Below are 23,054 nucleotides of genomic sequence, written 5' to 3'. Positions count from 1 at the left end.
CGCACGGTGTGACAGACCGCCACCACACCTGAAGATCGACCGGTGCCGTCCCGCCAGCCTGCGGACGCCGCGCGGGCGATGATCCTGCCCCTCGCGCTGGCCCAGTTCATCTGCAGCTACGCCGGCACCGCGATGAACGTCGCCATCACACCGATGGCCCACGACCTGCACACGAGCGTCTTCGGCGTGCAGACGACCATCACCCTCTTCACGCTCACCATGGCCGCCCTGATGATCCCGGGCAGCAAGCTCACCGACGTGTGGGGCCGCAAGCGGTGCCTGGTGGCGGGACTGCTGCTGTACGGCCTCGGCGCGCTCCTCGCCACGATCGCCCCCGGCCTCGGCGTGATGCTCCTCGGCAACGCCCTACTGGAGGGCGTCGGCTCAGCCCTGATGATCCCGCCGATCTACATCCTCATCACCGTCACGTCCCCGGACCTCGCCACCCGGGCGAAACACTTCGGCATCGTCAGCGGCGCCGGCGCACTCGGCGCCGCAACCGGCCCGCTCATCGGCGGCCTCATCACCAGCCTCGTCACCTGGCGAGCCTCGTTCCTGCTACAGGTCCTCGTCATCGCCTGGATCGTCGCACTGGTCCGCCACCAGCCCGACCCCGCCCGCCCGGGCCCGGCCCCGCACTTCGACGTGACCGGCGCGGCGCTGTCCGCGATCGGGCTGCTGTTCGTCGTGCTCGGCGTACTGCTGTCCACCACCTACGGCTGGGGCGCCGCCCGCACGGACTTCGCCGTCGCCGGCCACGTCGTCATCGCGCAGGGCGGCATCTCCCCGGTCTGGCCCTCACTGGCCCTCGGCGTGCTGACCCTCGCCGCCTTCGTCCTGCACCTGCGCCGCACCGAGCGTGCCGGCCACGAACCCCTGCTGCACCTGCGCATGTTCGGCAACCGCGCCGCCAACCTCGGTCTGGGCACGCAGGCGGTGCAGTGGCTCATCATGCAGGGCACCTTCTTCGTCACCGCCGTCTACCTGCAGAACGCCCGCGGCTACAGCGCCATCGTGACCGGTCTCGCCCTCACCCCGGCCACGGCCGGGATCCTGGCCTCCTCGGCCGCCGCCGAACGCTTCGCCCGCCGCCGCAGCGAACGCACTCTGATCGTCGGAGGCTTCGTCCTCACCGTGACCGGCATGGTCACGCTGCTCGTGCTGGCCGCCGGCGGCACCGGCGTCTGGCGCAGCGTGCCGGGCCTGCTCCTCGCCGGCGTCGGCCTCGGCACCATGCTCACCGCCTCGGTGAACCTGGTCCAGTCGGCGTTCCCCGACCGCGACCAGGGCGACATCTCCGGCCTGTCCCGCGCCGTGTCCAACCTCGGCTCGTCCCTCGGCACCGCACTGGCCGGCTCCGTGATCGTGTCCGCCGCCCACCCGGGCCGCCACCCCTACGCCGCATCACTGACGGTCCTCGTCGTCCTCGCGGTCGCCGGCCTGATGCTGGCCGTCCTGCTCCCACGCAGTCCAGCGCCGAACGCCTAGGCCGACGACGCGGCCATGCCAACGGACGGTAAATGTCCTACAATCCAACCGTCCAACATTTGGAGGTCGGTATGCTGTCGAGCCCACGCCGGGCCGCGCCGCTCGCCACGCAGGTCGCCGATCAGCTCAAGGCGCTGATCGCGGCCGGTGACTGGCCGGTCGGCACCCGCATCCCGGCCGAGCACCGGCTCACCGAAGAGCTCGGGGTCAGCCGCAACACCATCCGGGAGGCCCTCAGCGCGCTGGTGCACGTGGGGCTCCTCGAAGCGCGACCGGGAGACGGCACCTACGTGCGGGCCGACAGCGAGCTGCAGGTCTCGCTCGGCCGCCGGGTCGCCGAGGCCGACCCGGACGACGCGTTCGAGGTCCGCGCCCTGCTCGAGCACCGCGGCTCCCGCCGGGCCGCGCTGCACGCCACCGCCGAGGACGTCGCCCGGCTGCGTGAGCTCCTCGAGCACCGCGACGCGGCCCGGGGCGCCGGCGACCTGCCCGGCTTCGTCGAGGCCGACTTCGCGTTCCACCGCGCGGTCGTCATCGCCGGCGGCAACCCGCTGCTCGCCGAGCTCTACCAGCATCTCAGCCCGGTCATCACACAGACCATCAACAAGACGGCCGCGCTGCACGAGGACCGCGCCGTCCACGAACTGCACCACCGGCTGGTCGATGCGATCGCCGCCGGCGACCCGGCCGCCGCCGAGGCGTGCAGCGTCGCGCTGGTCGACGAGGGCCGCGACATCCTGCGCGGGAGCGCCGCATGATCACATCGGTGTCGCCCGTCGGCGTCCCGTCCCGTCAGCGCGCCGGCCTGCTGGTGGTGGGCATCCTGCTGATCGCCACGAACCTGCGGGCGGCCCTGACCTCGGTCGGCCCGGTGCTCGACGACGTCCGTGCCGACCTCGGCCTGACGGCCACCGCGGCGGGCGTGCTGACGGCCCTGCCGCTGCTCGCCTTCGCGGGCTTCTCGCCGGTCGCGCCCCTGGTCGCCAGGAGGCTCGGACTCGAGCGCACCGTCGGGCTGGGGCTCGCCGTGCTCGCCGCCGGCATCGTGCTGCGGTCGCTGCCGGTCGTCGGCGCGATCTGGGCCGGCACCGTCGCCATCGGCGCTGCGATCGCGTTCTTCAACGTGCTGCTGCCCAGCCTGGTCAAGCGCGACTTCCCGGATCGGGTGGCGCAGCTGTCCGGCAGCTACTCCGCGACGCAGAGCATCGTCGCCGCCATCGCCTCCGGCGTGGCGGTGCCGATCGCGGGCCAGTCCCCCGCCGGCTGGCGGATCGCGCTGGGCTGCTGGGTCGGGCTGACCGTCATCGCCGCGGCCTGCTGGCTTCCGCAGCTGGGCACGCGCCGGCCCGGCCGGGGCGGCGACGGCGGCGCCGAGGTGGCCACCCAGCGTTCACCGTGGCGCAGCGCCCTCGGCTGGCAGATCACCTTGTTCATGGGCCTGCAGTCGCTGGTCTTCTACGTGATGATCGCGTGGCTGCCCACCATCGAACAGGACCACGGCGTGGCCCCGGCGACCGCCGGCTGGCACCTGTTCGTCTACCTGATCTCCGCGGTCGTGGCCAACCTGGCCGCACCGCACGTCATGCGCCGCCTGCCCGATCAGCGGCTGGTCGGCCTGCTGTGCGCCGTGCTCATCCTGCTCGGGGTCGGCGGCCTGCTCTGGGCGCCCGGCGCCCCCGTGCTGTGGCTGGTCTGCGCCGGCTTCGGGGCGGGCACGTCCCTCGTGCTGTGCTTGTCGCTGTTCAGCCTGCGCGCGGTGGACCATCGGCAGGCGGCGGCGCTGTCCGGGATGGCGCAGTCGATCGGCTATCTGCTCGCGGCGTGCGGGCCGGTCCTCATCGGCGCGCTGCGCGACGTCAGCGGGGCCTGGACCCTGCCGCTGTCGGTCCTGTGCGCACTGATCGCGGTGATGGGCGTGTTCGCGTTCCTCTCCGGCCGGCCGCGGGTGGTCGGCTGACCCCAGCCGCCCGGTGCATCGCGACGCACCGGCGACGGCCCGGCCGGGCGGCGCTCGACGTCCAGCTCCGCCCGGAAGACGACCATGCGCCCCGCAGGCGCCGAGTCGTCGAACGCCCGCTGATCCGGCGCCCACCCCGCTCGACCCACGCGGCGATCGCCCTCGATCGCCGCGTCATCGCGTCCGCCGCTCGCCGCGCGGACCGCCGCCGGGCTGCGCCGGTGCCCCAGCGCGGCCGCCGCCGGCCCGCGTTCCAGCTCACCTCGCGAAGCCACCCCTCAAGGTGCCATCTCGCGGCGTGATCGGCCGCCGAAGGGGTACGGCCCGGCTACGTCTCGCAGCGAGTCCGGCGGGTGATGTGCCGGCGTGCGGCGTGCTGGTGGGCGACGAAAGGAACGCGTTTGGCTACCGGGTCCGAGCTGGACCGCTCCCGCGCGGCGGGCGGACCGGCGCTCCGGCGTGCTCCGCAAGGGATCGATGCCGGCAAACGTAGCGTGCTGGGCGTCATGGTCGACGTCGTCGACTACGACGCGGCGGTCGAGAAGGTCGTCGCGGCCGCCGTCGACCGGCGCCCGTTCATCCTCACCGCACTGGCCGTGCACGGCGTGATGACCGGGGTCTCGAACCGCGCGTTCGGCGCCAGGCTGAATGCCTTCGACGTGGTGGCGGCGGACGGCCAGCCGGTGCGGTGGGCGCTCAACCTGCTGCACGCGGCGGGCCTGCGGGAGTGGGTCAGCGGGCCCGAACTGACGCTGCGGGTCCTGCGGCGGGCGGCCGCCGAGGCGTTGCCGGTCTATCTGTACGGCTCGACGGCGCGAACCGTCGAGGAGTTGGCGGCGTCGCTGACCGGGATGCTGCCGCAGCTGCGGATCGCCGGCGCCGAGGCGTCGAAGTTCCGTTCCGCCCGGCCCGGGGAGCCCGCGCAGATCGCCGATCGGATCAACCGTTCGGGGGCCCGCCTGGTCCTGGTCGGCCTCGGCTGCCCGCGGCAGGAGACCTTCGTCCATGCGATGCGACCGCTGCTGGCCATGCCGCTGCTGGCCGTCGGGGCGGCATTCGACTACCACGCCGGCCGGCTCGCTCCCGCACCGCGCCCGATGCAGCGGTACGGCCTGGCCTGGCTGTGGCGGCTGATGGTCGAACCGCGCCGGCTCTGGCGCCGCTACCTGCTCCTCGGACCCGACTACCTGCTCCGGTTGTCCGCGCAGAAGGTGCGGCTGTGGACGCCGGCCGCGCCGGAGCCGGTGTACCGGCTGTCCGACCCGCCGCCGGTCTGATCGCCCGCCCGCCACCGCAGTCACCGACCAATCGAAACGGAGAATCCGATGTGCGGGATCACCGGCATCGTGACCGCCGAGGCGGGCACGGTCGACCCGGACCGGTTGCGGGTCATGTGCCGCACCCTGACCCACCGCGGCCCCGACGAGGAGGGCTTCTACGTCGGCGACACGGTCGGCCTGGCCGTGCGGCGCCTGGCCGTCATCGACGTGGTGCACGGGCAGCAGCCGGTGCGGTCCGAGGACGGGACCGTGCACGCGGTGCTCAACGGGGAGATCTACAACCATCGGCAGCTGCGCCGCGAGCTCGCCGCTCGCGGCCACCGGTTCGCTTCCGGCAGCGACGCCGAGGTCATTCCGCACCTGTACGAGGAGCACGGCTCGGACTTCGTGCGGCACCTGGAGGGCATGTTCGCCATCGCGGTGTTCGACGAGACCAGACGCCGTCTGGTGGTGTGTCGTGACCGCGTCGGGGTCAAGCCGCTCTACTACGCGGAGCGCGACGGTGGTCTGGTGTTCGGCTCGGAGATGAAGGCGGTGCTGTGCGCCGTCTCCGACCGCTCGCCGGATCTGCAGGCGTTCAGCGCATACCTGTCCCTGATGTACGTGCCGGCGCCCCGGACCATGTACCGGAAGATTCGCAAGCTGGAGCCGGGCACGGCGCTGGTGTGGCAGGACAACGCGTACACCGTCGAGCGCTACTGGGCCCTCGCCGACGTGGCGCCGCGCCGCGACCTGACGGCGGCCTCGACGCGTCAGCTGCTGCGCGACCTGCTGGTCGACAGCGTCCGCCAGCAACTGGTCGCCGACGTGCCGCTCGGCTTCTTCCTCAGCGGTGGCATGGACTCCAGCACGGTCGTCGCCGCGGCCCGCCTGGCGGAGCCGGACGCCGTCCTCAAGACGTTCTCGATCGGCTTCGCGGACCGCTCCTACGACGAGCGCAGCGCGGCCGCCCTGGTCGCGCGACGGTTCGACACCGAGCACACCGCGCTGCTGGTCGAGCCACGGGCGCAGGACGTGGCGGAGGGCATGCTGCCCTCCTTCGACGAGCCGTTCGCCGACCCGTCCATGGTGCCCACCTACTACCTGTGCGAACTCGCCCGGCGGCAGGTGACGGTGGCGCTGAGCGGGGACGGCGGGGACGAGCTGTTCGCCGGCTACCTGACGTACCAGGCGGACAAGCTCGCCCGCTACTACCGGCACCTGCCCCGGGCACTGACGGTCCGGATCGCTCCCTCGCTGCTGCGCTTCCTGCCCCGCTCGAGCGCCCGGGCGAGCTTCGACTTCAAGGCGCGACGGTTCGTCGAGAACGCGGTCCAGCACCCGGGCCGCAGTCACTACCTGTGGCGGGTGGTCTTCCGCGAGGCGCACAAGGCGCGGATCCTGCAGCCCGACGTGTTCGCGGAGATGAGCGACACCTACGACACGCACGAGCCGCACGACCGGGCCGGCGCGGGCTTCGACCAGTTGACCCGGTTCCAGTACACCGATGCCCAGGTGTACCTCCCCGACGACGTGCTGACCAAGGTCGACCGGCTGAGCATGGCGCATTCGCTGGAGGTGCGGGTCCCGTTGCTCGCCACCTCGATGATCGAGTTCGCGTTCTCCCTGCCGGGCCGGCTGAAGTCCCCCGGCCTGCGGCCGAAACTCCTGCTGCGCCAGACGATGGCCGACCTGCTGCCGCCGGAGATCATCGCGATGCGCAAGAAGGGCTTCAACGCCCCGCTCCCCAGGTGGCTGCGCGGCGTGTTCAAACCACTGCTCCGCGAGTACCTGAGCCGGGATGTCGTGCAGCGGCAGGGCTACCTCCAGTTCGACGAGGTGGACGCGATCGTCAACCGGCACCTGAGCGGCACGGCCGAGCATGCCCGGGAGATCTGGATCCTGTTGCTCTTCACCATGTGGGCCGAGCAGGAGAAGGCGTACCTCTAGCGCCTGCATCCGCCATCACCTGTAGGACTGCCGAAGGTAAGGAACCGTGAACTACTGGGTGTTGCTCCTGTCGATCGTCCTGGCGTTGCTGCCAGCGGTCGTCCTCACATCCCTGATCTCCCGGACGGCGCGGGCCTGGACCTGCCGGATCGCCTTCCTCCTCTCGGTCGGGCTGATCCTCTCCCCGTGGCTCTGGGTGCGCCTGGGCTACGACGTCCCGGCGCGAGCCGCGCTGCTGATGGTGACCGGGGCATTCGCGTGCGGGATCGTGCTCAGCGCCGCCACGGCCGGGATCGTGGAGGACAACGCGCCGCCCTCGCTGGGGGTCCAGCGCATGGTCCTCGCCTACCACACCCCGAGCCGGATCCGTCGGCGCCGGGCGCCGCGGGGAAAACGGCTGCTCGACATCGTCGGCGCGTCCGTCGGGCTCGCCCTCACGCTGCCGCTGTGGCCGATCATCGGGCTGCTCATCTGGTTCGAGGAGCCGGGCCCGGTCTTCTTCACCAAGAACTCCGTCGGCCTGGGCGGCGCCACGTTCCGGCAGTTCAAGTTCCGCAGCATGCGGTACGGCGCGGAGCGGCTCACCGGCCCCGTGGCGTCGCCCGCGGGTGATCCGCGCACGCTGCGCGTCGGCCGCCGGTTGCGCCGCTGGCACCTGGACGAGCTGCCGGAGCTGATCAACGTCCTGGGCGGCAAGATGAGCCTGGTCGGTCCGCGCCCGCTGCGGACGATCCTGGTGCTCTCCCATCTCGAGGCCGTGCCCGGCTACGCCGAGCGGCACACGGTCCGGCCGGGGATCGCGTGTATCGCCCAGATCGAGAAGTTTCACATGCCGCCCCAGGAGCGGCTGGAGAAGGACCTCTCCTACATCGCGCACCAGAGCGTGCTGTTCGACCTGAAGCTGCTCGGCCGCGCGGTGCTGACCACGATCCGCGGCGAGCGCCGGTACCACAGCGACCTGCCGCTCGTGCCCGCCAACCGCGCCGCGACCGATCCGATCAACCCGTCCGGCGGGCCGTCCGACCCGATCGAACACGCGGGTCAGCGGCCCGGCGCGTGATCCCCGCGGTGGCGGTGGCCACGAGCCGGCCGAGTTCGGTGAGGCGCAGGAGCCGCGCGGCGACGAGGTAGGTGATCGCGCCGAGCACGCCCGCCGCGGCGACGACGACGAGCGGCCCGGTCAACGGGGTCAGGAGGCGGGCGACCGCGGCGGCGACGCCGGCGGCGACCGCCGTCGCGAGCAGCACCCGGGCGTGCGTGCTCACCAGCCGGTGACCGTCGATGCGGCCCAGCCGGTGGCGCAGGACCAGGCCCGCGGTGACGAGGCCGGTGGTGTAGGCCGCCCCGTAGGCGATCGCGATGCCCACGACGATGTCCGGGCGGGGCAGGAACGCGCCGGCCGCCAGGCAGCCGGCCACGCCGACGGCGCTGACCCCGCCGGTGATCAGCGCCGGCGTCCTGGTGTCCTGCATGGCGTAGAACCCGCGCAGCAGGATCGTGTAACCGCTGAACGGCACCAGGGCCAGTCCGAACGCCGCCATGACCGTCCCGACCAGCCCGACGGTCGATGCGTCGCTGCGCCCGTGGGCGAACAGGAGCGCGGCGAGCTGCGGTCCGAGGGCCACCATGGCCGCCGCGACCGGGGCGAGGGCGACGACGGCCAGCCGGATGGCCAGCGACAGGTCGTCGGTGATCCGGCGGTGATCCAGGCGGGCCGCGCTGCGGCTCAACCGTGGCAGCATCACGGTCATCACCGACAGGGTGATCACCGCGAACGGCATCTGGAACAACGCGTACGCGTTCTGGTAGGCGCTGATCCCGCCCGGCCCGCTGATCGATGCCGATCTGGTGGCGACAGTGAACAGCACCTGGGCCGCGGCGACGGACAGCAGCATCCAACCGCCGAGCCGGCCGATCCGGCGCATGCCGACACCCCGGGGATCGAGCCGGGGCCGGAACGGGAAACCGCTGCGGGCCAGCGCCCACATCACCACGGTCAGCTGGGCGAAGACTCCGGCCGTGGTGCCCAGGCTCAGCAGCAGCAGCTGGGGCGTGGTCAACGCCTGCATGCTGGTCGCGCCGCCGACCACGAAGTACAACGACCCGACCCCGGTGACGACCAGGCTGTTGGCCACCGGCGCCCACATCGGTGCGGCGAACCGGCCCCGGATGTTCAGCACGGCGCCCGCCGCGGCGCTCATGCCGTAGAACAGGATCTGCGGCAGGAAGAACCTGGTGAACACGACCGCCAGCTGCCGCTGCTCCGCGGTGAAGCCGGGCGTGAACAGCTCCACGAGCAAGGGGGCCAGCAACGTGGCGACCAGGGTGACCGCTCCCAGACCGTACCCGATCATCGACAACAGTCGCTGGGCGTAGATCACTCCGCCGTCGGGCTCGCTCAGCGCGGCCCGGGTCAGCATCGGCACGATGACGCTCGCCATCGCACCCCCGACCACCAGGTCGTACACCACGTTGGGCAGCGCGTTCGCCAGGTTGTAGCTGTCCAGCAACCGGCTTCCCAGCCCGAGCACGGCCGCCAGCACGAGGATCCTGACGAATCCGGCCGCCCGCGACGCCAGCGTCGCGACGGCCGCTCCCCGGCCCGCGCGTCCCAGGGACGATCCGGCTGTCACGCTGACCTTCACGACGCGGGCCGGTCAGCCGCCGGCGACCAGTTCGGGGTGAGCGGCGAGGAAGCCCTTGACACGGTCGGTGCGTACGGCGGCGAGCAGGTTGATGGTGTTCTGGTCGAGGTCTTCGGCGGTGCCGTGGCCGGCCGACTGGTTGAACGTGCCCTCGTTCGTCTTGACGGTGACCACGTCGTCGCCGCTCACGCCGCGCATGGCGTAGGCCCAGTCGGCCAGGTCGATGCCGCCGCTGTCGATCGTCATCGCCTTGCCGGCGACGTCGAGGACCTTGTTGAACCGCACGGGGTTGGTGAGCACGTCCTTGCTGAGCATCCGCTTGAAGACGGCCTTGATGAACTGTTGCTGGTGGCGTTGCCGGTCGTAGTCGCCGTTGGGCAGGGTCTCGCGCTGCCGTACGTAGTCGAGGGCCTGCCACGGTTCGAGGTGCTGGTTGCCGACGTGGTAGACCACCGGGGTCACTCCCGGAACCGGATCCAGGCCCTGGCCGCCATCGTCCCTGGTGTACTGCCGGAACGGGACCACGGTCTCGCCCTTGCTGTTGTGACCGATGCTCACCGACGTGGTCTCCTGGTCCACGTACATGTCGACCCCGCCGAGCACGTTGACGACCTGCTGGAAGCCGGTGAAGTCGACGATCCCCGCACCGTCAAACGTCACCCCGCACAGTTTCTTGATCGTCAGGGCGAGCAGCTCGACGGCATGGCTGCGGGCGGCCGGCCCGGTCAGGCCGTTACCGCCGTAGGCGAACGCGGCGTTGATCTTGTCGTAGCCGCCGTCGTACTGCCTGGCCCCGTTGTCGTACGGCGGAATCTCGACCCAGGTGTCCCGCGGGATCGAGATGAGGAACGCGGCGTCGTAACTCGCCGGGATGTGCAGGATGATGATCGAGTCGGAGCGTACGGGTTCGCGCGGGTCCTGGCCGGGGCGGGCGTCGACACCCATGAGCAGGATGTTCTTCGCCCCGGTGACCGACGCGTGGCCGGGCTGCTGGGCCCGGTTGCCGGTGTCGCCGAGCAGATTCTGCTGGGCGACGCTGCGCAGCGCGTAGGAGAGCAGGGCCTCCTTCGCCACGATCACGGCGCCGGCCAGCAGGGTCAGGACCGTGCCGAGCACGATGCACCACCGCGCCCACGACGGATCCTTGGGCCGGGCGGGCCGATCCCCGCCGGTCACCACGGTTGCCCGGCCGGTCGCCACGGCACCCCGCCCGGTCGCCACGGTCGCCCGGCCGCGCGGGCGCACGGGCCGGCCGTTCGTTTCTCGCCCGGGCCGGGGACCGAGCCGGCTGTTCGCCGAACCACCGGATCGGTGCTGTTCATCCGGAGTGGTCACTGGGCCGGCTCCTGTTCACAAGGGACATCGGACAGCAAAAATCTACGGACCGGGTGGACAAGCGGCGGCGGCGTCCCGCGACACCAACCCCGAATTCCACCCGCGCGGAACCGGTGCCCGCGCCGGTGCCGGTGCCGGTGCCGCGGTGTATCCCGCCGGTGCCCGGGTACGAACGTGCCGCTCGCAATACGTGTCGGTCAGCGAACGTCACTCACGGGGATCCCATGCCGGTACTTCCTGTCCTCCATGCGGCCCGGTAGCGCCGCGGGGTCCGCGCCGCCACGGTGGTGGCGCTGGTGGTGGCCCTATCTGTCGGCGTTCTTCCTGATCGCGGCGGGGTGGGCGCTCGGGCTGCCGGCCAACGGCACGTACGACGAGAAGGACCACATCGCCCGCGCGTACGCCGTGGCCACCGGGCAGCTCACCAGCCACCGCACGGTCGTCGACCGGCGCGACGACCGCAAGCCCGCGTTCCTGGTACCGGCGAGCCTGTTGCCCAGCAACAGCAACGTCGACTGCGCCTGGTCGCCCCGCCCGGCGCGCTCGGCCGACTGCCAGCGCTGGACCGACGATCGGGTCCGCGTCCTCACCCCGAGCGGGGCGGCGAGGTACAGCCCGGTCTACTACCTGCTCGTCGGTGCGCCGCTGGTGCTCGCGCCCGGCCCGACCGGCATCCTGCTCGCGCGGCTCATCTCGGCGCTGGCCGCGGCCGCGCTGCTGGCCGGCGCGGTCGGGGCCGCGCTGCAGCTCGGCAGCCGGCTGCTCGCGCTCGGTGTCGTGCTCACCGCGACGCCGATGGCGGTGAACCTGGCCGGCTCGGTCAACCCGAACGGCCTCGAGATCGCCGCGGGCGTCGCCGTCTGCTGCGCGCTGCTCGCCCTGCTGCGCACGCCCGGCGCACGGCTCGGCGACCGCGCCGTGCGCCGCCTGCTGGTGCTGGCCGGGGTCGGCTCGCTGGTGCTGCTCACCGTCCGCCAACTCGGGCCCGTGCTGCTGGCGCTCATCGTGGCGGTGTGCGCGGCGCTGGCCCGGCCCGGCCGGATCGCCGGGATGTGGCGGCGTCGCGAGGCCCGCTGGATCGTTGCCGGCTCGTGGTCGCTCGGCCTGGCCGGCTCGCTCGGCTGGATGGCGTACTCCGGCGTGGCCGGCGTCGCCCCGGTCGTCCGCGACGCGCAGCACCTCGCCCCGATGCAGCTGGCGCAGGTCCTGGCCACCCGCCGCATCCCGTTCTATCTCAAGCAGGTCATCGGCCAGTTCGGCTACGGCGAGACCAAGCCGTCGCTGGTGGTCATCGCGGCGTGGTACCTGCTGCTGGGCGCCGTGGTGGTACCGAGCCTGATCCACGGCGGCCGCCGGCTCACCCTCGTCGCCGCCTCGCTCGGCGCCGCCTGCATCGGCCTGCTCGTGGCGCTGGAACTGCACTACCTGCCGATCATCGGCTGGTTCGCGCAGGGCCGGTACGCGATGCCGGCCGCCGCCGGCGTGGTGCTGTGTGCCGCCGGCGCGCCGCAGTTCGAGCAACGGCTGGCCCGGCGGCGCCGGCTACGCCCCTACTGCGCGGTCCTGACGTGCGTGGCCGTGGCGCTGCACCTGTACCTGCTGGCGTTCGTGATGACGCGGTTCCAGTCCGGCCCGGGCGCGCGCCTCGACCCGTTCGCGGGCGCCTGGCGGCCACCGACCGGCGGGCTGCTGCCGTTGCTGGCGGTGCTGGCCGGCGGCACGATCCTCGTGGTGCTGGCCGTGGTCGTGGCCGGCGACGACGGATCCGCTCCCGCACGCGCCGGGCGTCCCCGCACCATCAGGTCGGCACACGCCGGGGCGCGCGGCGGCCACGCCGGGGCGCGCGGCGGCCGCGCCGGCGCGGCTCGGGCGGGATGAGCGCCGATCACACGCGCGGGCCCCGCCGGACGACGCCGACGGGGCCCTGGACGGTGTTGCCTACTGCTCCGGCGTGATCTTGCCGCTGGAGCCGAAGACCTGCACCTCGGCGATGCGGACCTGGTCGCGGAACTGGCTGTTGGTAGCGCAGTCCGTGTTCGCCCGCGGGTCGTTGTCCTGCTCCCCGGCGTACAGCGGGTTGCCGGTGCACTGGCTGGACAGCACGACCACCCGCACGTGCGTGGCCAGCGTCGGGTGGATGTCGAAGGTGCGCAGGTTCAGCTGCGGCGACGTCGGCCGGAAGGCACCACCCGGGAAGGCGTCGTCGCTGCTGCGGTACACCTCCTTGAAGGCCGAGTCCTTGCTGCAGTCGGCCGTCGTGGCGTTGCACGTGAGGACCGCGAACGAGCGCAGGGCGCTGAACCGGTTCTGCGTGCCGGGGTCGACGTCGCCGTTGATGGCCGGGCGCAGCAGGGCGCTGACGTTGAGCGACTGGACGTTGACCGGCTTGTCACCGGCCAGGTCGATCGTGATCTGCTTGCCGGCCACGCCGTTGAGCGACGCCCAGTCCGTGCCCTCGGTCTCATCGTTGATCTTGCTGATGTTGACGCCGTCGCCGGACGCCACCGCGCCCAGCGCCGAGGAGGCCACGTTCGGCGGCAGCTTCAGCTTCAGGTCCTGCGACTTGCCGGGCTTGAAGGAAGCGGTGAACTTCTGGCTGCCCCAGCCCTTGCCGTTGACCACGAAGTGGAAATTGGTGTTGGGCAGGATCTGGAACGTGTCCGGCAGCGGGGTCGACGGGTCGGTGTCGGCCACCGGAGTCACCCGAGCCTCGTAGTCGCCGACGTACAGCGTGACGTTCGCGCCGGCGGAGCCGGCCATCGGCCGCAGGGTCACGGTCGCGTTGTCGGCGTAGGGCGAGTGGAAGCTCGGCGTGGGGTCGGTGTCCGACGCCGTGGCCGTGGCGCCCTCGCCCAGACCGGACTCGGCGAACGCCTTCCAGATGATGTCCTGGTTGGCGCCGCCGAAGCGGACCAGGTCCGCCGCGAGCATGTTGTCGCGCATGTTGACCATGGTGACCGCGCTGGAGGCCTGCAACAGGAACGAGTCGAACATCAGCTGGATCCAGCGCCGGTTGCCGGGGCAGGAAGCCGCGTCGACGACGCCGTCGGCGCACTGCTGCTGCAGCTCGGGCGTGCCCAGGCCGTAGCGGTTGACGAACTCCTGCCGCACCCGCAGGTTGGTGGCCACCCAGATCTCGCCGTCGGCGTGCACCTCGGGGCCGACCAGGTCGAACCCGAAGTCCGAGTAGTTCAGCGGGCTCTTGCTGGCGTCATAGTCACGGATGCCCTCGTGCATGTTGCCGGTGGCGTACGCGCCGGTGACGAACGGGGTGTCGCCGGGGGCGCGCAGGCCGTTCTCGAACAGGTACTCGGCCGCGACCAGGTCGCCCCAGCCCTCGCCCATCGAGCCGCCCTGCGTGCCGGAGATCCCGCTGTTCGGGCCGGCGATCATGCGGTTGGTGATCGCGTGGGTGTACTCGTGGCCGATGACGGTCATGTCGTAGTCGCCGTCGACGCACGGCGGGTACGCCGAGCCGGCCACCGGCTGCCACAGGTACATGTTGGTCGTCGGCGGCTGGCCGTCGCGGCCCGTGCTCTGGTTGGCGTTGTTGCGGCTGCCGCTGAGGGCACCGGACTGCGCGCGCCCCTGCTCCGGGTCGTTGCCCAGCCCGCCGGGCGCGACGTTGACGACCTGCATGTTCCACGTGGCCTCGGTGAAGCCCAGGTGGTAGCTGAAGTCGTGCATCCGGTTGTGCATGGCGAACAGGTTCGACACCGCCGCGTCGCCGTCGTTGCGCGCGGCCGCGGTGAACACGTCGGGGTTGCACTTGGCCTCGTGCCACGCGTCCGTGAACGGGTAGGTGTAGTTCCGGTCCGTCCGGGTCGCCGCCGGGAAGGCGGCGACGCCGCCGCCCCACTGCACCACGTTGTTGGCCGCGTTGCCCGACGAGGTGTACGTCGGCTGACCGGTGAGCTGGTTGACGTCCCAGGCCTTGCCCGAGGCGGCGTCGCTCACGGTCTTGACGCAGTTGAGCGCCGGCGTGAAGCACCAGGTCACCCGCGGGTCGGTGCCCGCCGTGAGCGTCTGCGGCGCGGACGCCGGGAAGACGGCCCAGGTCGGGTTGTCGGAGTCGAAGTCGACCATGTCCTCACGGATCAGGATGCCGCCGGTGCGTGCGTCGACGAAGGTCTCGTACGCGATGGGGTTGTCGGCATCGGTGGAGATCAGGGACACCTGGTAGGCGGCGCGCACGCCGTCCTCCGGAGTGGGCACGCCCACCTCGAGGACGTCGGGCGCGCTGATCTGACCGGCCGTGAGCCCGGCGTCGGCCAGGGCCGCGGCGACCGCGTCGGCCGCCGACAGCGTCGCCGGCTCCGGCGCGGCGGTGTCCCGGGAGAGCGACGACGTGACCCGCACGACGTTGCCCTTGTCGATCAGGATCGACACGAGCCCGTCGTGGCCGGCCGGCAGGTCGCCGAAGCGCTGCCGCAGCAGCACGACGTCGCCGGTGCCGAGCTTCTGGACCAGCAGCGGGTCCATCGCGGCGACGGCCGGGGCGTCCAGCGCGTACAGCTCCTGGTTGTCGAGCAGGTACTGGCGGGCCGCGGCGACCGGGTCGCCGTTCAGGCCGGTGGCCAGGGCCTTGTCCGGGCCGACGGCTTCGGGCTCGCCGAGCGAGTTCCAGCGGACCTTCCCCGCGCCGACGCGGTCAGCAGCCGCCTTCTGCTTCGCGGTCGGTGCCTTGCCACCGCGGCGGTTGTCGACGTCGCGCGGGCCGTGCCCGTCGACGTCATGGGCTTTTCCGGGGTTGGGCTTGGGATCGGCGACGGCGGGCGCGGCGGTCACCGCACTCGTCGCCACGACCGCGGCGGCTGTGAACGCGGCTAGCGTCCTGCCCCGCCAGCGCCTGGGGTTCAACCCAGATGTGCGCACGATCGGTTCTCCTCTTGCTAGATGGGGGCGCGTGTTGCTCCATGGGGGCGCCAAGTTGATCTCATAGGGCCTATCACGGCCCGGCGCAGGGACACCAGGCTGCGCATATCCTGGTCCACAATGGACAACACGGCGACGGTCCGGCCCGGCCGAGGGTGCCGTCGCGGCGCTTCGGGCGACAACGGACAAATCGATCAACGGTCCTGCCCGGCGATGTACCAGCGCGTCCGGACACGGTGCGATTTGCGTGAATGTTCACCAGCCGTGATGTGCGACATTCGGCCGCCGGGCCGATGAACGGGCAACCGCTCGCGCCGCAGTTCATCATGCCAGATCGCTGATCGACACCTGTCGGGTCACGTCCTCCAGTGCCGCCGGCATCGAAGGCGATCGCGCTCCACCTAGATAATACGTATTATCGCCTTGACTGGCCGCAGCGCGCCGTCCAACATTCGATAACACGCCGGTAGCACCCAGGGGCGGGAGGGACAGATGACGCACGGCTGTGACCGGCCCGCGCGGAGTGTCCACCGGCATCCGCGACCGCCGGCGGCGTCCCCGTCCATTGTGGACCTTCCGGTTCCACCGCCGCGCTCCTAGCCGATTTCCACCGTTCGCCGTTCATCGACCGGACGGTCTGTCGTGCCCGTCGTACGACCGCGCGCCACGCCCACCACCGTCCGCCAAGGGAGAACTCTGTGACATCTCAGCGCCTCGCCCGCCGCACCGCCTACGCCGCGGCGACCGGACTCGTCACCGCCGCCCTCGCCGCGACGCCGGCCGCGACCGCGGCGCCGGCCGACACCGCCCCGTTCAGCTTTCCCACCTTCAGCTATGCCGGCACGGCGTTCGACAAGAGCCGGCTGACGTACAACCCGACGAACGAGTTCATCTTCCCCAGCGTCATCCGGGCGGCCGACTACTTCGCCAACCCGCTCGGCGCCTACTACCTGTACTACGCGCCGCACGAGCGGCCGGGCGGCATCTCGCTGGCCTACGCCGATTCCATCGACGGCCCCTGGACCGAGTACCCGGTCAACCCGCTGATCTCCAACAGCTGGCCGCCGTACTACAACACGGTCAGCCACATCTCCTCACCGCACGCCGTGTGGATCGAAGGCGAGCAGAAGCTGTTCCTCTACTTCCACGGCGAGAACTCGATCACCCGGTACGCCACGTCCGACGACGGCATCCATTTCGAGTACGGCGGCACGGCGGTCCAGCGCGACGCCAGCACCGGCGGCGAGACCTCGTACGCCCGGGTCTTCGAACAGTCGATCCCGCGGCTCGGCAGCCGGTACCTGATGCTGTTCATGGACAACCCGACGGCCGCGCCGCCCGGCCCGACCGGTCCGGTGTCGCGGCGCATCCGGTGGGCCGTCTCCACCGACGCCCGGACCTGGACGATCCAGCCGCAGCCGATCGTCGTCCCGCAGGGCGACGAAGGCCCCAACGCGTCCGGCCCGTTCTACCTGCGCTGGCAGGGCCGCAACCTGGTGATCTTCCATGCCGCCGACGGAAACATGCACGCCGTGGACGTCGGCGACGACTTCGACCAGGAGATCCACCTCGGCGTCGTGCACGACTCGATGGCGGCCGCACCGGACCTGGGCCGCTCCGCGGCACCCACCTTCTACTTCGACGGCACCACCGTCCACATGTACTACGAGGCCGGTGGGCGGCTCACCGCCACCATCGGGCACGCGGTGGCCACCCTGGACGAACCGCTGCCCGAGCGGCAAATGAACTGCACCGTCGACCGGCCGCGGCTGTGGCCGCCGAACCACCGCATGGTCGACGTCAACGTCAGCGTCGACCTCCCGGACGGCGTCCTCGGACCCCGCGCGTTCGAGCTCGTCGGCATCACCGGTGCAGACGCGGCGGACGTCACGGGATTCGTCCCGGGACAACCGTCGCTGACCGGGCGGCTGCGTGCCGAACGCGCCGGCAACGGCGGCGACCGGGTCTACACCCTGACCTATCGCGGCCACGACGAGATCGGCCGCCCGGCCGGCTGCACCGTCACGGTCACCGTTCCGCACGACCAGCGACAGGACCGGTGAGCGCCGCTACCCGGGGGCGATGCGTGGGGCGCTGACGATCGCTACCGGCGTGCGAAGCGGGCGGCGATCGCGTCGACGACGGCCGGGGCGTCGGTGAAGACCGGGTCGTCGGAGCGCGGGTCGTGGAAGACGATGTCGGTGAAGCCGAGGCGCTCGTACCGGCCGGCGAAGTCCTCGAACGCGGCCACGCCGGCGAGCGAACGGCGTGGACACGTGAGGCGGGCCGGCGCCGGGTCCGCGGGTGCGGAACGGGGCGCCGGCCCGGACGGGATCATTCGGGGTGGTTGCGATGGTCGCCGATGCGGTACGGGGTGGTGACGCCCACGTAGGACAGGTGGGCCAGCAGACCCTCGGCCGCGTGGTCCAGGTTGTGGCAGTGGTCCACCCACACGCCCGGGTTGTCGGCCACGAAGGCGATCTCGTACCGCTCGCCGTCCGCGACCTCCAGCGAGTCCGTCCACCACGGGCTGCCGGTGGCCGCCGTGCCGTTGCGGCTCAGCACCACCGCGTGATGGCCGTGCAGGTGCATCGGGTGGGTCTCGCCGCTGTCGTTCGCGATGCTCATGCGGACGACGTCGCCCGGGCCGACCATGAACATCGGCACGTCGGGGTACAGGTGACCGTTGATCGTCCACCACAGGCCCGGCCGGCCGTCGAGGAAGCCGGGGCGGCGGCCGATGCGGTACTCGAACCGGCGGGTCGCCGCGGACGGGTCGAAGCCGAGCGGGGCCGGTGCGCCGTACGACAGCAGGTCGACCGCCGTGCGGGGCTCGGGATCGGCCGGGGCCGTCGCGCCGTCCGGGCCGAACACGAGCGCGGTGCCCGCCCCGACGTCGACGCGCACGGCGCCGCTTCCCTGCGGTACCACCAGCTCCAGATCGGCCCGGGCACCCGCGGCCAGGACGATCGCCGCGGCGGTGACCGGCGGTGGCGCCGTGACCTCGTGGCCGTCGACCGCGACGACCCGATAGGGCGCGCCGGACACCCACGCCCGCAGCGTGCCCTGGTCGGTGTTGACCAGGCGGACCCGCACGGTCCCGCCCGCGGCCGCGGAGACCCTGGTCTCGCCCGGCCGGCCGGCGATCGTGCGACGGCCGGCGTAGGTGTGCACCAGCGCGAGCCGGTCGACGCCGGCTCGGGTGCCGCCCGGCGGGCTGACCACGAGCGCGCCGAACAGCCCCAGCCGCACCTGCTCGTGCGAGACCTGATGGGAGTGGTACCAGTAGGTGCCCGCATCGGCGGCGACGAACCGGTAGACGTGCTCCCCGCCCACCGCGACCGCGTCCTGGGTCACGCCGGCCACGCCGTCCTCCGCGTTGGGCACGTCGTAGCCGTGCCAGTGGAGGGTGACGCCGTCCGGCACGGACTCGTTGACCAGGCGTACCTCGACCAGCTGCCCCTGCTCGGCCCGGATCTCGGGGCCGGGCGAGGCGTGGTTGAGGGTGTAGCCGGCCACGCTGCGCCCGTCGGGGAGCTGGATCCGCTCGGCCCGGGCGACCAGCGTGACGGACACGTCGGCGGGCCGGTCGCGCGGGCCGGTGAGGGCGGTGACGGCCGTGCCGCCGTGGTGCATGCCCTCGTGGCTCACCCCGCCGCCGTAGTCGGCGTAGCCCATGTCCATGATGGAGTAGGCGTCCGGCACCAGGCTGTCCTGCCACCACCACCCGAGCGGGCTCAGCACGGCCAGGGCCGCCGTGACGGAGACGGCGGCCCTGAGGTGTGTGCGTCGCACCGCTCAGACGGCGACCGGCTGCGGCGCGGGCGCCGTGACCGCCCGCTGCACCCGGTGCCCGGCGATGACGGCGACGGCGAGCAGCGCGAACGCGTTGAGGCCGTGCAGCGTGCCGACCACCGGCGCGCTGAACGCGACGAAGGCCAGCGCCACCTGCAGCGCCGTCAGGCCGAACGTGATGGCCGCCCACTTCACGCCGCCGGGAATCCGGGCGAAGAAGGACAGGATCAGGAAGATCAGTGCCACGAGCGGAATGACGGTCATGCCGGTGACGCCGTGCGTGAGGTGCCCGGGATTGGCACCGGCGTTCTTGTCGAAGACACCGCCGGCGTCGATGTCCTGAATGACGGTGAACCAGGCGAACGCGACGCTGGCCACTTGCACCAGCACGCCGGCCGCGACCAGGTAGGCGAAGACTCTATAGGTGGATCGCATGGGTTCTGACTCCTGAAGAAGGCAAGCAGTTGCCCGCTCAGCGTCAGCCACCCCACCGCGATCATGCCGTCGCATATTTGACCCGTTCGAGCCCACAAGACGTCGGTGCCGAGCCGCTTCGCCCGGATCCGTCGCGGCGCACGCACGGCGCGGCACCGCCGGTGCGGGAGAACGCCGGAACTGTGGCGCGGATGACCGAGGATCGGGGGCGCTCGGGGGTCCTCAGCGCCGGACCAAGTTCGATAGGATCGAACAAGTTTCGGCAGGAGGTTCGAAGGTGCGCGCGACGGCAAGGCAGGACCGCGTCGACAACAACGGGCAAGCGCTGGTCGGTGCGCGGATGCGTCAGTTCCGCAAGGAGCGCGGGCTCACGCTGCGCGGCCTGGCCACCCAGTCCGGCCTGTCCATCGGGTTCCTCTCCCAGGTCGAGCGGGGCATCTCGGCGATCGGCCTGACCGCCCTCAACGGCGTCGCCGCGGCGCTGGACCGCCCGGTCGCCGAGTTCTTCCACGAGGAGGACCAGGCGGCGCCGCCGCCGGCGCCGACCGACGACCTGCCGGACCATTTCACGTTGACCCGCGCCCAGAACGGCGCGACGGAGTATGTCTCCGGCCAGACCACCTACCGCATGCTCTCCGACCGCGGCCCGCACCTGGTGCTCGAGCCGATGGTCGTGCACATCGCCCCCGGCGGGCGCCGCGAGGAGGCCTACGGCCACGCCGGCGAGGAGTTCGCCTACGTGGTGTCGGGTGAGCTGCTCTACGAGGTCGACGGGGTCGAGCACCGGCTCTACCCGGGCGACAGCCTGCACCTGCGCTCCAGCACCCCGCACCGGCTCTACAACGACACCGACGAGGTCACCACCGTGGTCTCGGTGGTGACCCCGCGCCTGTTCTGAAGATCGTTGTTCACTCTCACGTCAAAATTTTGGTGACCGCGTCCATCGTGGCCGTCCAGGCCGGCGTGCGGGGGTCGATCACGTCGAAATGGTCGGCGGCCAGTTCGAGCCGGACCACCCGGTCGCCCGCGGCCAGCGCGGCCCGGGCGTAGCGGCGGGACATGTCGACGAGGTCCAGGCCGTCGGCCCGGCCCTGCACCACGACCACCGGCACACCCAGCGGCAGACGCAGCAGCGGGTCCGCCGCCGCCAGCGCGGCCTCGTCGCCGCGCAGCGCCGCGGCGACCGCCCCGGTGCCGATCCCGCGCCGCTGCCCCTCGGCCAGGTCGAGCACGCCCGCCTGCGACACGACCACCGAGACCGCCCCGGGCGCGTCGGCCGCCGCCCGCACCGCGAGCTGCCCGCCGGCGGAGTGCCCGAACAGCACCAGCCGCGACGGGTCGACCCGGGCGTCGGCGGCGCCCGCGAAGGCCAGGCCCGCGGCCACGTCGGCCGTCGTCGCGGCCCAGCCGTGCCGGTCCGGGCGCCGGTACTCGAGGTTCCACGCGGCGAAGCCGCGCTCGGCCAGGTCGATCGCCATCGCGTCCATGAGGTCGGCGCCCCAGACCGAACGCCAGAAGCCGCCGTGCAGCAGCACGGCGACGGGCACCGGGCCGGTGCCGGCGGGCAGCCGCAGCTCGCCCCACTGCTCCGCGTCCGGGCCGTAGGCGATGCGCCGGGCCGGGTGCCGCAGCCGGTGCACGGCCCGCCGGACGGCCCAGGTGACGCCCCAGATCTCGCGGCCCTGGTGGTGCTCCGACCCGGCCGCGACGGGCTGCGGCCCGGTCGCGGTGAGGTCGAGCCACACCGTGCGCGCGGCGTGCCGGCCCGGCGCCGTCATCAGCCGCCGGGCCGGTGCCGTGGGCCCCGGCAGCGCGACGACGGCGCCGGTCGTGCCCTCCAGCGCCGCCGCGAGGTCCGGCGCCTCCCGGACGGCGCCGGCCACACCGAGCCCGGCGAACTCGGCCGCGGCCAGCTCGCCCACCAGGTCGAGGTCGGCGACCAGGTCCGGGCCCACGATCACGTCGACGTTCACGGCGCCTCCCGTCGCAGCAGGGGCAGCACCGCGCCGCCCAGCAGGTCCACGCCGCCGTCGTCGGTGAGCCCGTGCGGCGTGCCGAACTCCACCCGCCCGACGCCGGCGTCGATCAGCGCCTGCGCCTGCGCCGCGACCTGCTCCGGCGTGCCGGAGAACGCGAACAGGTCGAGCACGTCGTCGGGCACGAGCCGGCCGGCGGCCTCGTGCTCGCCCCGGTCGACCAGCTCGGCGACCCGGCGGACGAGATCCGCCGGCACGCCCGCGGTCGGGTCGAGCTCGGCGACCACCGCGAGGTACATCGCGACCTCGGTGCGGGCCCTGGCCCGGGCGGCGGCCCCGTCCCGGTCGACCACGGTCACCGCGCCGAGCACGATCCGCACGTCGCTCACCGACCGGCCGGCCGGTTCGGCGCCGGCCCGCAGCCGCTCGCGCACCACGCCGGCCATCGCCGGGTTGGCGCTGCCGCCGACCTTGATCTCGGCGGCGATCCGGCCGGCGAGCGCCGCGCCCTGCGGCCCCCACGCGCCGATCAGCAGCGGCGGGTCGGGGCGCTGGGTCGGGTAGCGCAGGGCGACGCCCGGCGCGAGCCGGAACACCCGGCCGTCGAAGCCGTCGGTCCAGCCGCCGAGCAGCCGGTAGACCACCTCGGCCGCCTCGCCGAGCGCGGCGATCGGGCGGGGCTGGTCGATCCCGACCGCGCCGAGCCAGGTGCCCCGGGCCAGCCCGAGGTAGGCGCGGCCGGCCGAGGCGAGGTCGAGCGCGGCGACCTGCCCGGCGATCTCGTAGGGCGCCATCGAGTACGGGTTGAGGCAGGCGGCGCCGAGGCGCACCCGGGAGGTCGCGCCGGCCATCTCCAGCAACGGGAAGATCGGCGGCTGGAACATGAGGTCGCCGAAGACGGTCAGCACGTCGAAGCCGTGCGCCTCGGCCGCCCGGGCCAGGCGGGCGTAGTCGCCGGGCCGCTTGTCGCTCTGGATGCCCAGGCCGATCTCGACCACGGCCCTCGGCCGGGGGCTCACGTCAGGTCGCCCGATCGCATCCCGCGCCGCCGGGTGCGCTCGACCCGCATCACCAGGCGCTCCTCCGGATCGGGGCAGCAGAACAGGGTGTCGCGCTCCAGCCAGTCGCCGTCCGGCAGCGCGCGCTGCTTGGCCGCCAGGAACGGCAGGACGGCCGCCAGGGCGTAGACGCAGAAGTGCTTGCCGTCGGGCAGCCGCAGGTGGGCGCTGTTCTCGAGCTCGAAGCAGTCGCCGACCGCCATCCCGCAGACCGAGCGGCCCTCGATGTGATCGACGGTGACCCTGAGGTCGTAGAGCTCCATGTCGTTGTCTTCGGACAT

General features: G+C 72.5%; 18 protein-coding genes. 9 read left to right on the top strand and 9 right to left on the bottom strand.

Annotated elements, in window-relative coordinates:
* The first annotated feature begins 42 nt into the window (after positions 1 to 42).
* The 6 genes from IEZ31_RS25200 to IEZ31_RS25175 all read left to right on the top strand — a co-directional run bounded on the left by IEZ31_RS25200 (position 43) and on the right by IEZ31_RS25175 (position 7,714).
* Positions 43 to 1,488 carry an MFS transporter gene (locus IEZ31_RS25200; RefSeq protein ID WP_229835827.1) on the top strand — a complete coding sequence of 482 codons (1,446 nt, stop codon included), beginning with the start codon at positions 43 to 45 and terminating at the stop codon, positions 1,486 to 1,488.
* Positions 1,489 to 1,559: 71 nt separating this feature from the next.
* Positions 1,560 to 2,246, top strand: a complete 687-nt coding sequence (locus tag IEZ31_RS25195) for a FadR/GntR family transcriptional regulator (protein WP_229835826.1) — start codon at positions 1,560 to 1,562, stop codon at positions 2,244 to 2,246.
* Entirely contained in the window at positions 2,243 to 3,445 is a 1,203-nt protein-coding gene (locus IEZ31_RS25190) for an MFS transporter (RefSeq protein ID WP_190252428.1), read from the top strand. Before IEZ31_RS25195 ends, IEZ31_RS25190 begins: the two co-directional genes overlap by 4 nt.
* Before the next feature lie 473 nt (positions 3,446 to 3,918).
* Positions 3,919 to 4,722: a WecB/TagA/CpsF family glycosyltransferase gene (locus IEZ31_RS25185; RefSeq protein ID WP_505661131.1), complete on the top strand. Its 804-nt coding sequence runs from the start codon at positions 3,919 to 3,921 to the stop codon at positions 4,720 to 4,722.
* Positions 4,723 to 4,770: 48 nt separating this feature from the next.
* Positions 4,771 to 6,654, top strand: coding sequence for an asparagine synthase (glutamine-hydrolyzing) (gene asnB / locus IEZ31_RS25180; RefSeq protein ID WP_190252427.1), 1,884 nt, complete (start codon positions 4,771 to 4,773; stop codon positions 6,652 to 6,654).
* 46 nt (positions 6,655 to 6,700) lie between these two features.
* Positions 6,701 to 7,714: a sugar transferase gene (locus IEZ31_RS25175; protein WP_190252426.1), complete on the top strand. Its 1,014-nt coding sequence runs from the start codon at positions 6,701 to 6,703 to the stop codon at positions 7,712 to 7,714.
* Here IEZ31_RS25175 and murJ read toward each other — a convergent pair.
* Positions 7,653 to 9,287 carry a murein biosynthesis integral membrane protein MurJ gene (gene murJ / locus IEZ31_RS25170; protein ID WP_190252425.1) on the bottom strand — a complete coding sequence of 545 codons (1,635 nt, stop codon included), beginning with the start codon at positions 9,285 to 9,287 and terminating at the stop codon, positions 7,653 to 7,655. The two genes, IEZ31_RS25175 and murJ, sit on opposite strands and share 62 nt — an antisense overlap.
* Before the next feature lie 24 nt (positions 9,288 to 9,311).
* Positions 9,312 to 10,544: an LCP family protein gene (locus tag IEZ31_RS25165; RefSeq protein ID WP_229835824.1), complete on the bottom strand. Its 1,233-nt coding sequence runs from the start codon at positions 10,542 to 10,544 to the stop codon at positions 9,312 to 9,314.
* Positions 10,545 to 10,880: 336 nt separating this feature from the next.
* Between IEZ31_RS25165 and IEZ31_RS25160 the strand changes: the two genes are divergently transcribed.
* Entirely contained in the window at positions 10,881 to 12,512 is a 1,632-nt protein-coding gene (locus IEZ31_RS25160; protein WP_190252424.1) for a DUF2142 domain-containing protein, read from the top strand.
* A 60-nt stretch (positions 12,513 to 12,572) separates the two neighbouring features.
* Here the strand turns inward: IEZ31_RS25160 and IEZ31_RS25155 are convergent, their stop codons facing one another.
* Complete coding sequence (locus IEZ31_RS25155; RefSeq protein WP_229835823.1) at positions 12,573 to 15,422, bottom strand: M36 family metallopeptidase; 2,850 nt, start codon at positions 15,420 to 15,422, stop codon at positions 12,573 to 12,575.
* Between the two features lie 785 nt (positions 15,423 to 16,207).
* On the opposite strand from IEZ31_RS25155, the gene IEZ31_RS25150 reads away from it, so the two are divergent.
* The gene (locus IEZ31_RS25150) at positions 16,208 to 17,572 is read left to right on the top strand and encodes a glycoside hydrolase family protein (RefSeq protein WP_190252423.1); all 1,365 of its coding nucleotides are present in this window, start codon (positions 16,208 to 16,210) and stop codon (positions 17,570 to 17,572) included.
* Between the two features lie 41 nt (positions 17,573 to 17,613).
* On the opposite strand, the gene IEZ31_RS25145 is transcribed toward IEZ31_RS25150, so the two are convergent.
* From IEZ31_RS25145 to IEZ31_RS25135, 3 genes are all read right to left on the bottom strand, one after another.
* Entirely contained in the window at positions 17,614 to 17,760 is a 147-nt protein-coding gene (locus tag IEZ31_RS25145) for a hypothetical protein (RefSeq protein ID WP_190252422.1), read from the bottom strand.
* 83 nt (positions 17,761 to 17,843) lie between these two features.
* Positions 17,844 to 19,304, bottom strand: a complete 1,461-nt coding sequence (locus IEZ31_RS25140; RefSeq protein WP_229835822.1) for a multicopper oxidase family protein — start codon at positions 19,302 to 19,304, stop codon at positions 17,844 to 17,846.
* Between the two features lie 3 nt (positions 19,305 to 19,307).
* Positions 19,308 to 19,739 (bottom strand): COX15/CtaA family protein, encoded by a 432-nt coding sequence (locus IEZ31_RS25135; protein WP_190252421.1) that lies wholly within the window; start codon positions 19,737 to 19,739, stop codon positions 19,308 to 19,310.
* 277 nt (positions 19,740 to 20,016) lie between these two features.
* Between IEZ31_RS25135 and IEZ31_RS25130 the strand changes: the two genes are divergently transcribed.
* Positions 20,017 to 20,637: a helix-turn-helix domain-containing protein gene (locus tag IEZ31_RS25130; protein ID WP_229835821.1), complete on the top strand. Its 621-nt coding sequence runs from the start codon at positions 20,017 to 20,019 to the stop codon at positions 20,635 to 20,637.
* 16 nt (positions 20,638 to 20,653) lie between these two features.
* Here the strand turns inward: IEZ31_RS25130 and IEZ31_RS25125 are convergent, their stop codons facing one another.
* The 3 genes from IEZ31_RS25125 to IEZ31_RS25115 are packed head-to-tail and all read right to left on the bottom strand — an operon-like array spanning position 20,654 to position 23,054.
* On the bottom strand, positions 20,654 to 21,712 hold the full coding sequence (locus IEZ31_RS25125; protein ID WP_190252420.1) for an alpha/beta hydrolase family protein: 1,059 nt from the start codon (positions 21,710 to 21,712) through the stop codon (positions 20,654 to 20,656).
* A complete protein-coding gene (locus IEZ31_RS25120; RefSeq protein WP_229835820.1) occupies positions 21,709 to 22,734 on the bottom strand; it encodes an LLM class flavin-dependent oxidoreductase in 1,026 nt (341 codons plus the stop codon). The genes IEZ31_RS25125 and IEZ31_RS25120 overlap by 4 nt, the downstream gene beginning before the upstream one ends.
* On the bottom strand, positions 22,731 to 23,054 hold the full coding sequence (locus IEZ31_RS25115; protein WP_190252419.1) for a TIGR04076 family protein: 324 nt from the start codon (positions 23,052 to 23,054) through the stop codon (positions 22,731 to 22,733). Before IEZ31_RS25115 ends, IEZ31_RS25120 begins: the two co-directional genes overlap by 4 nt.

Source organism: Dactylosporangium sucinum (assembly GCF_014647515.1).
Taxonomy (GTDB): Bacteria; Actinomycetota; Actinomycetes; order Mycobacteriales; family Micromonosporaceae; genus Dactylosporangium; species Dactylosporangium sucinum.
This window is presented reverse-complemented; position numbering and strand designations above follow the sequence as displayed.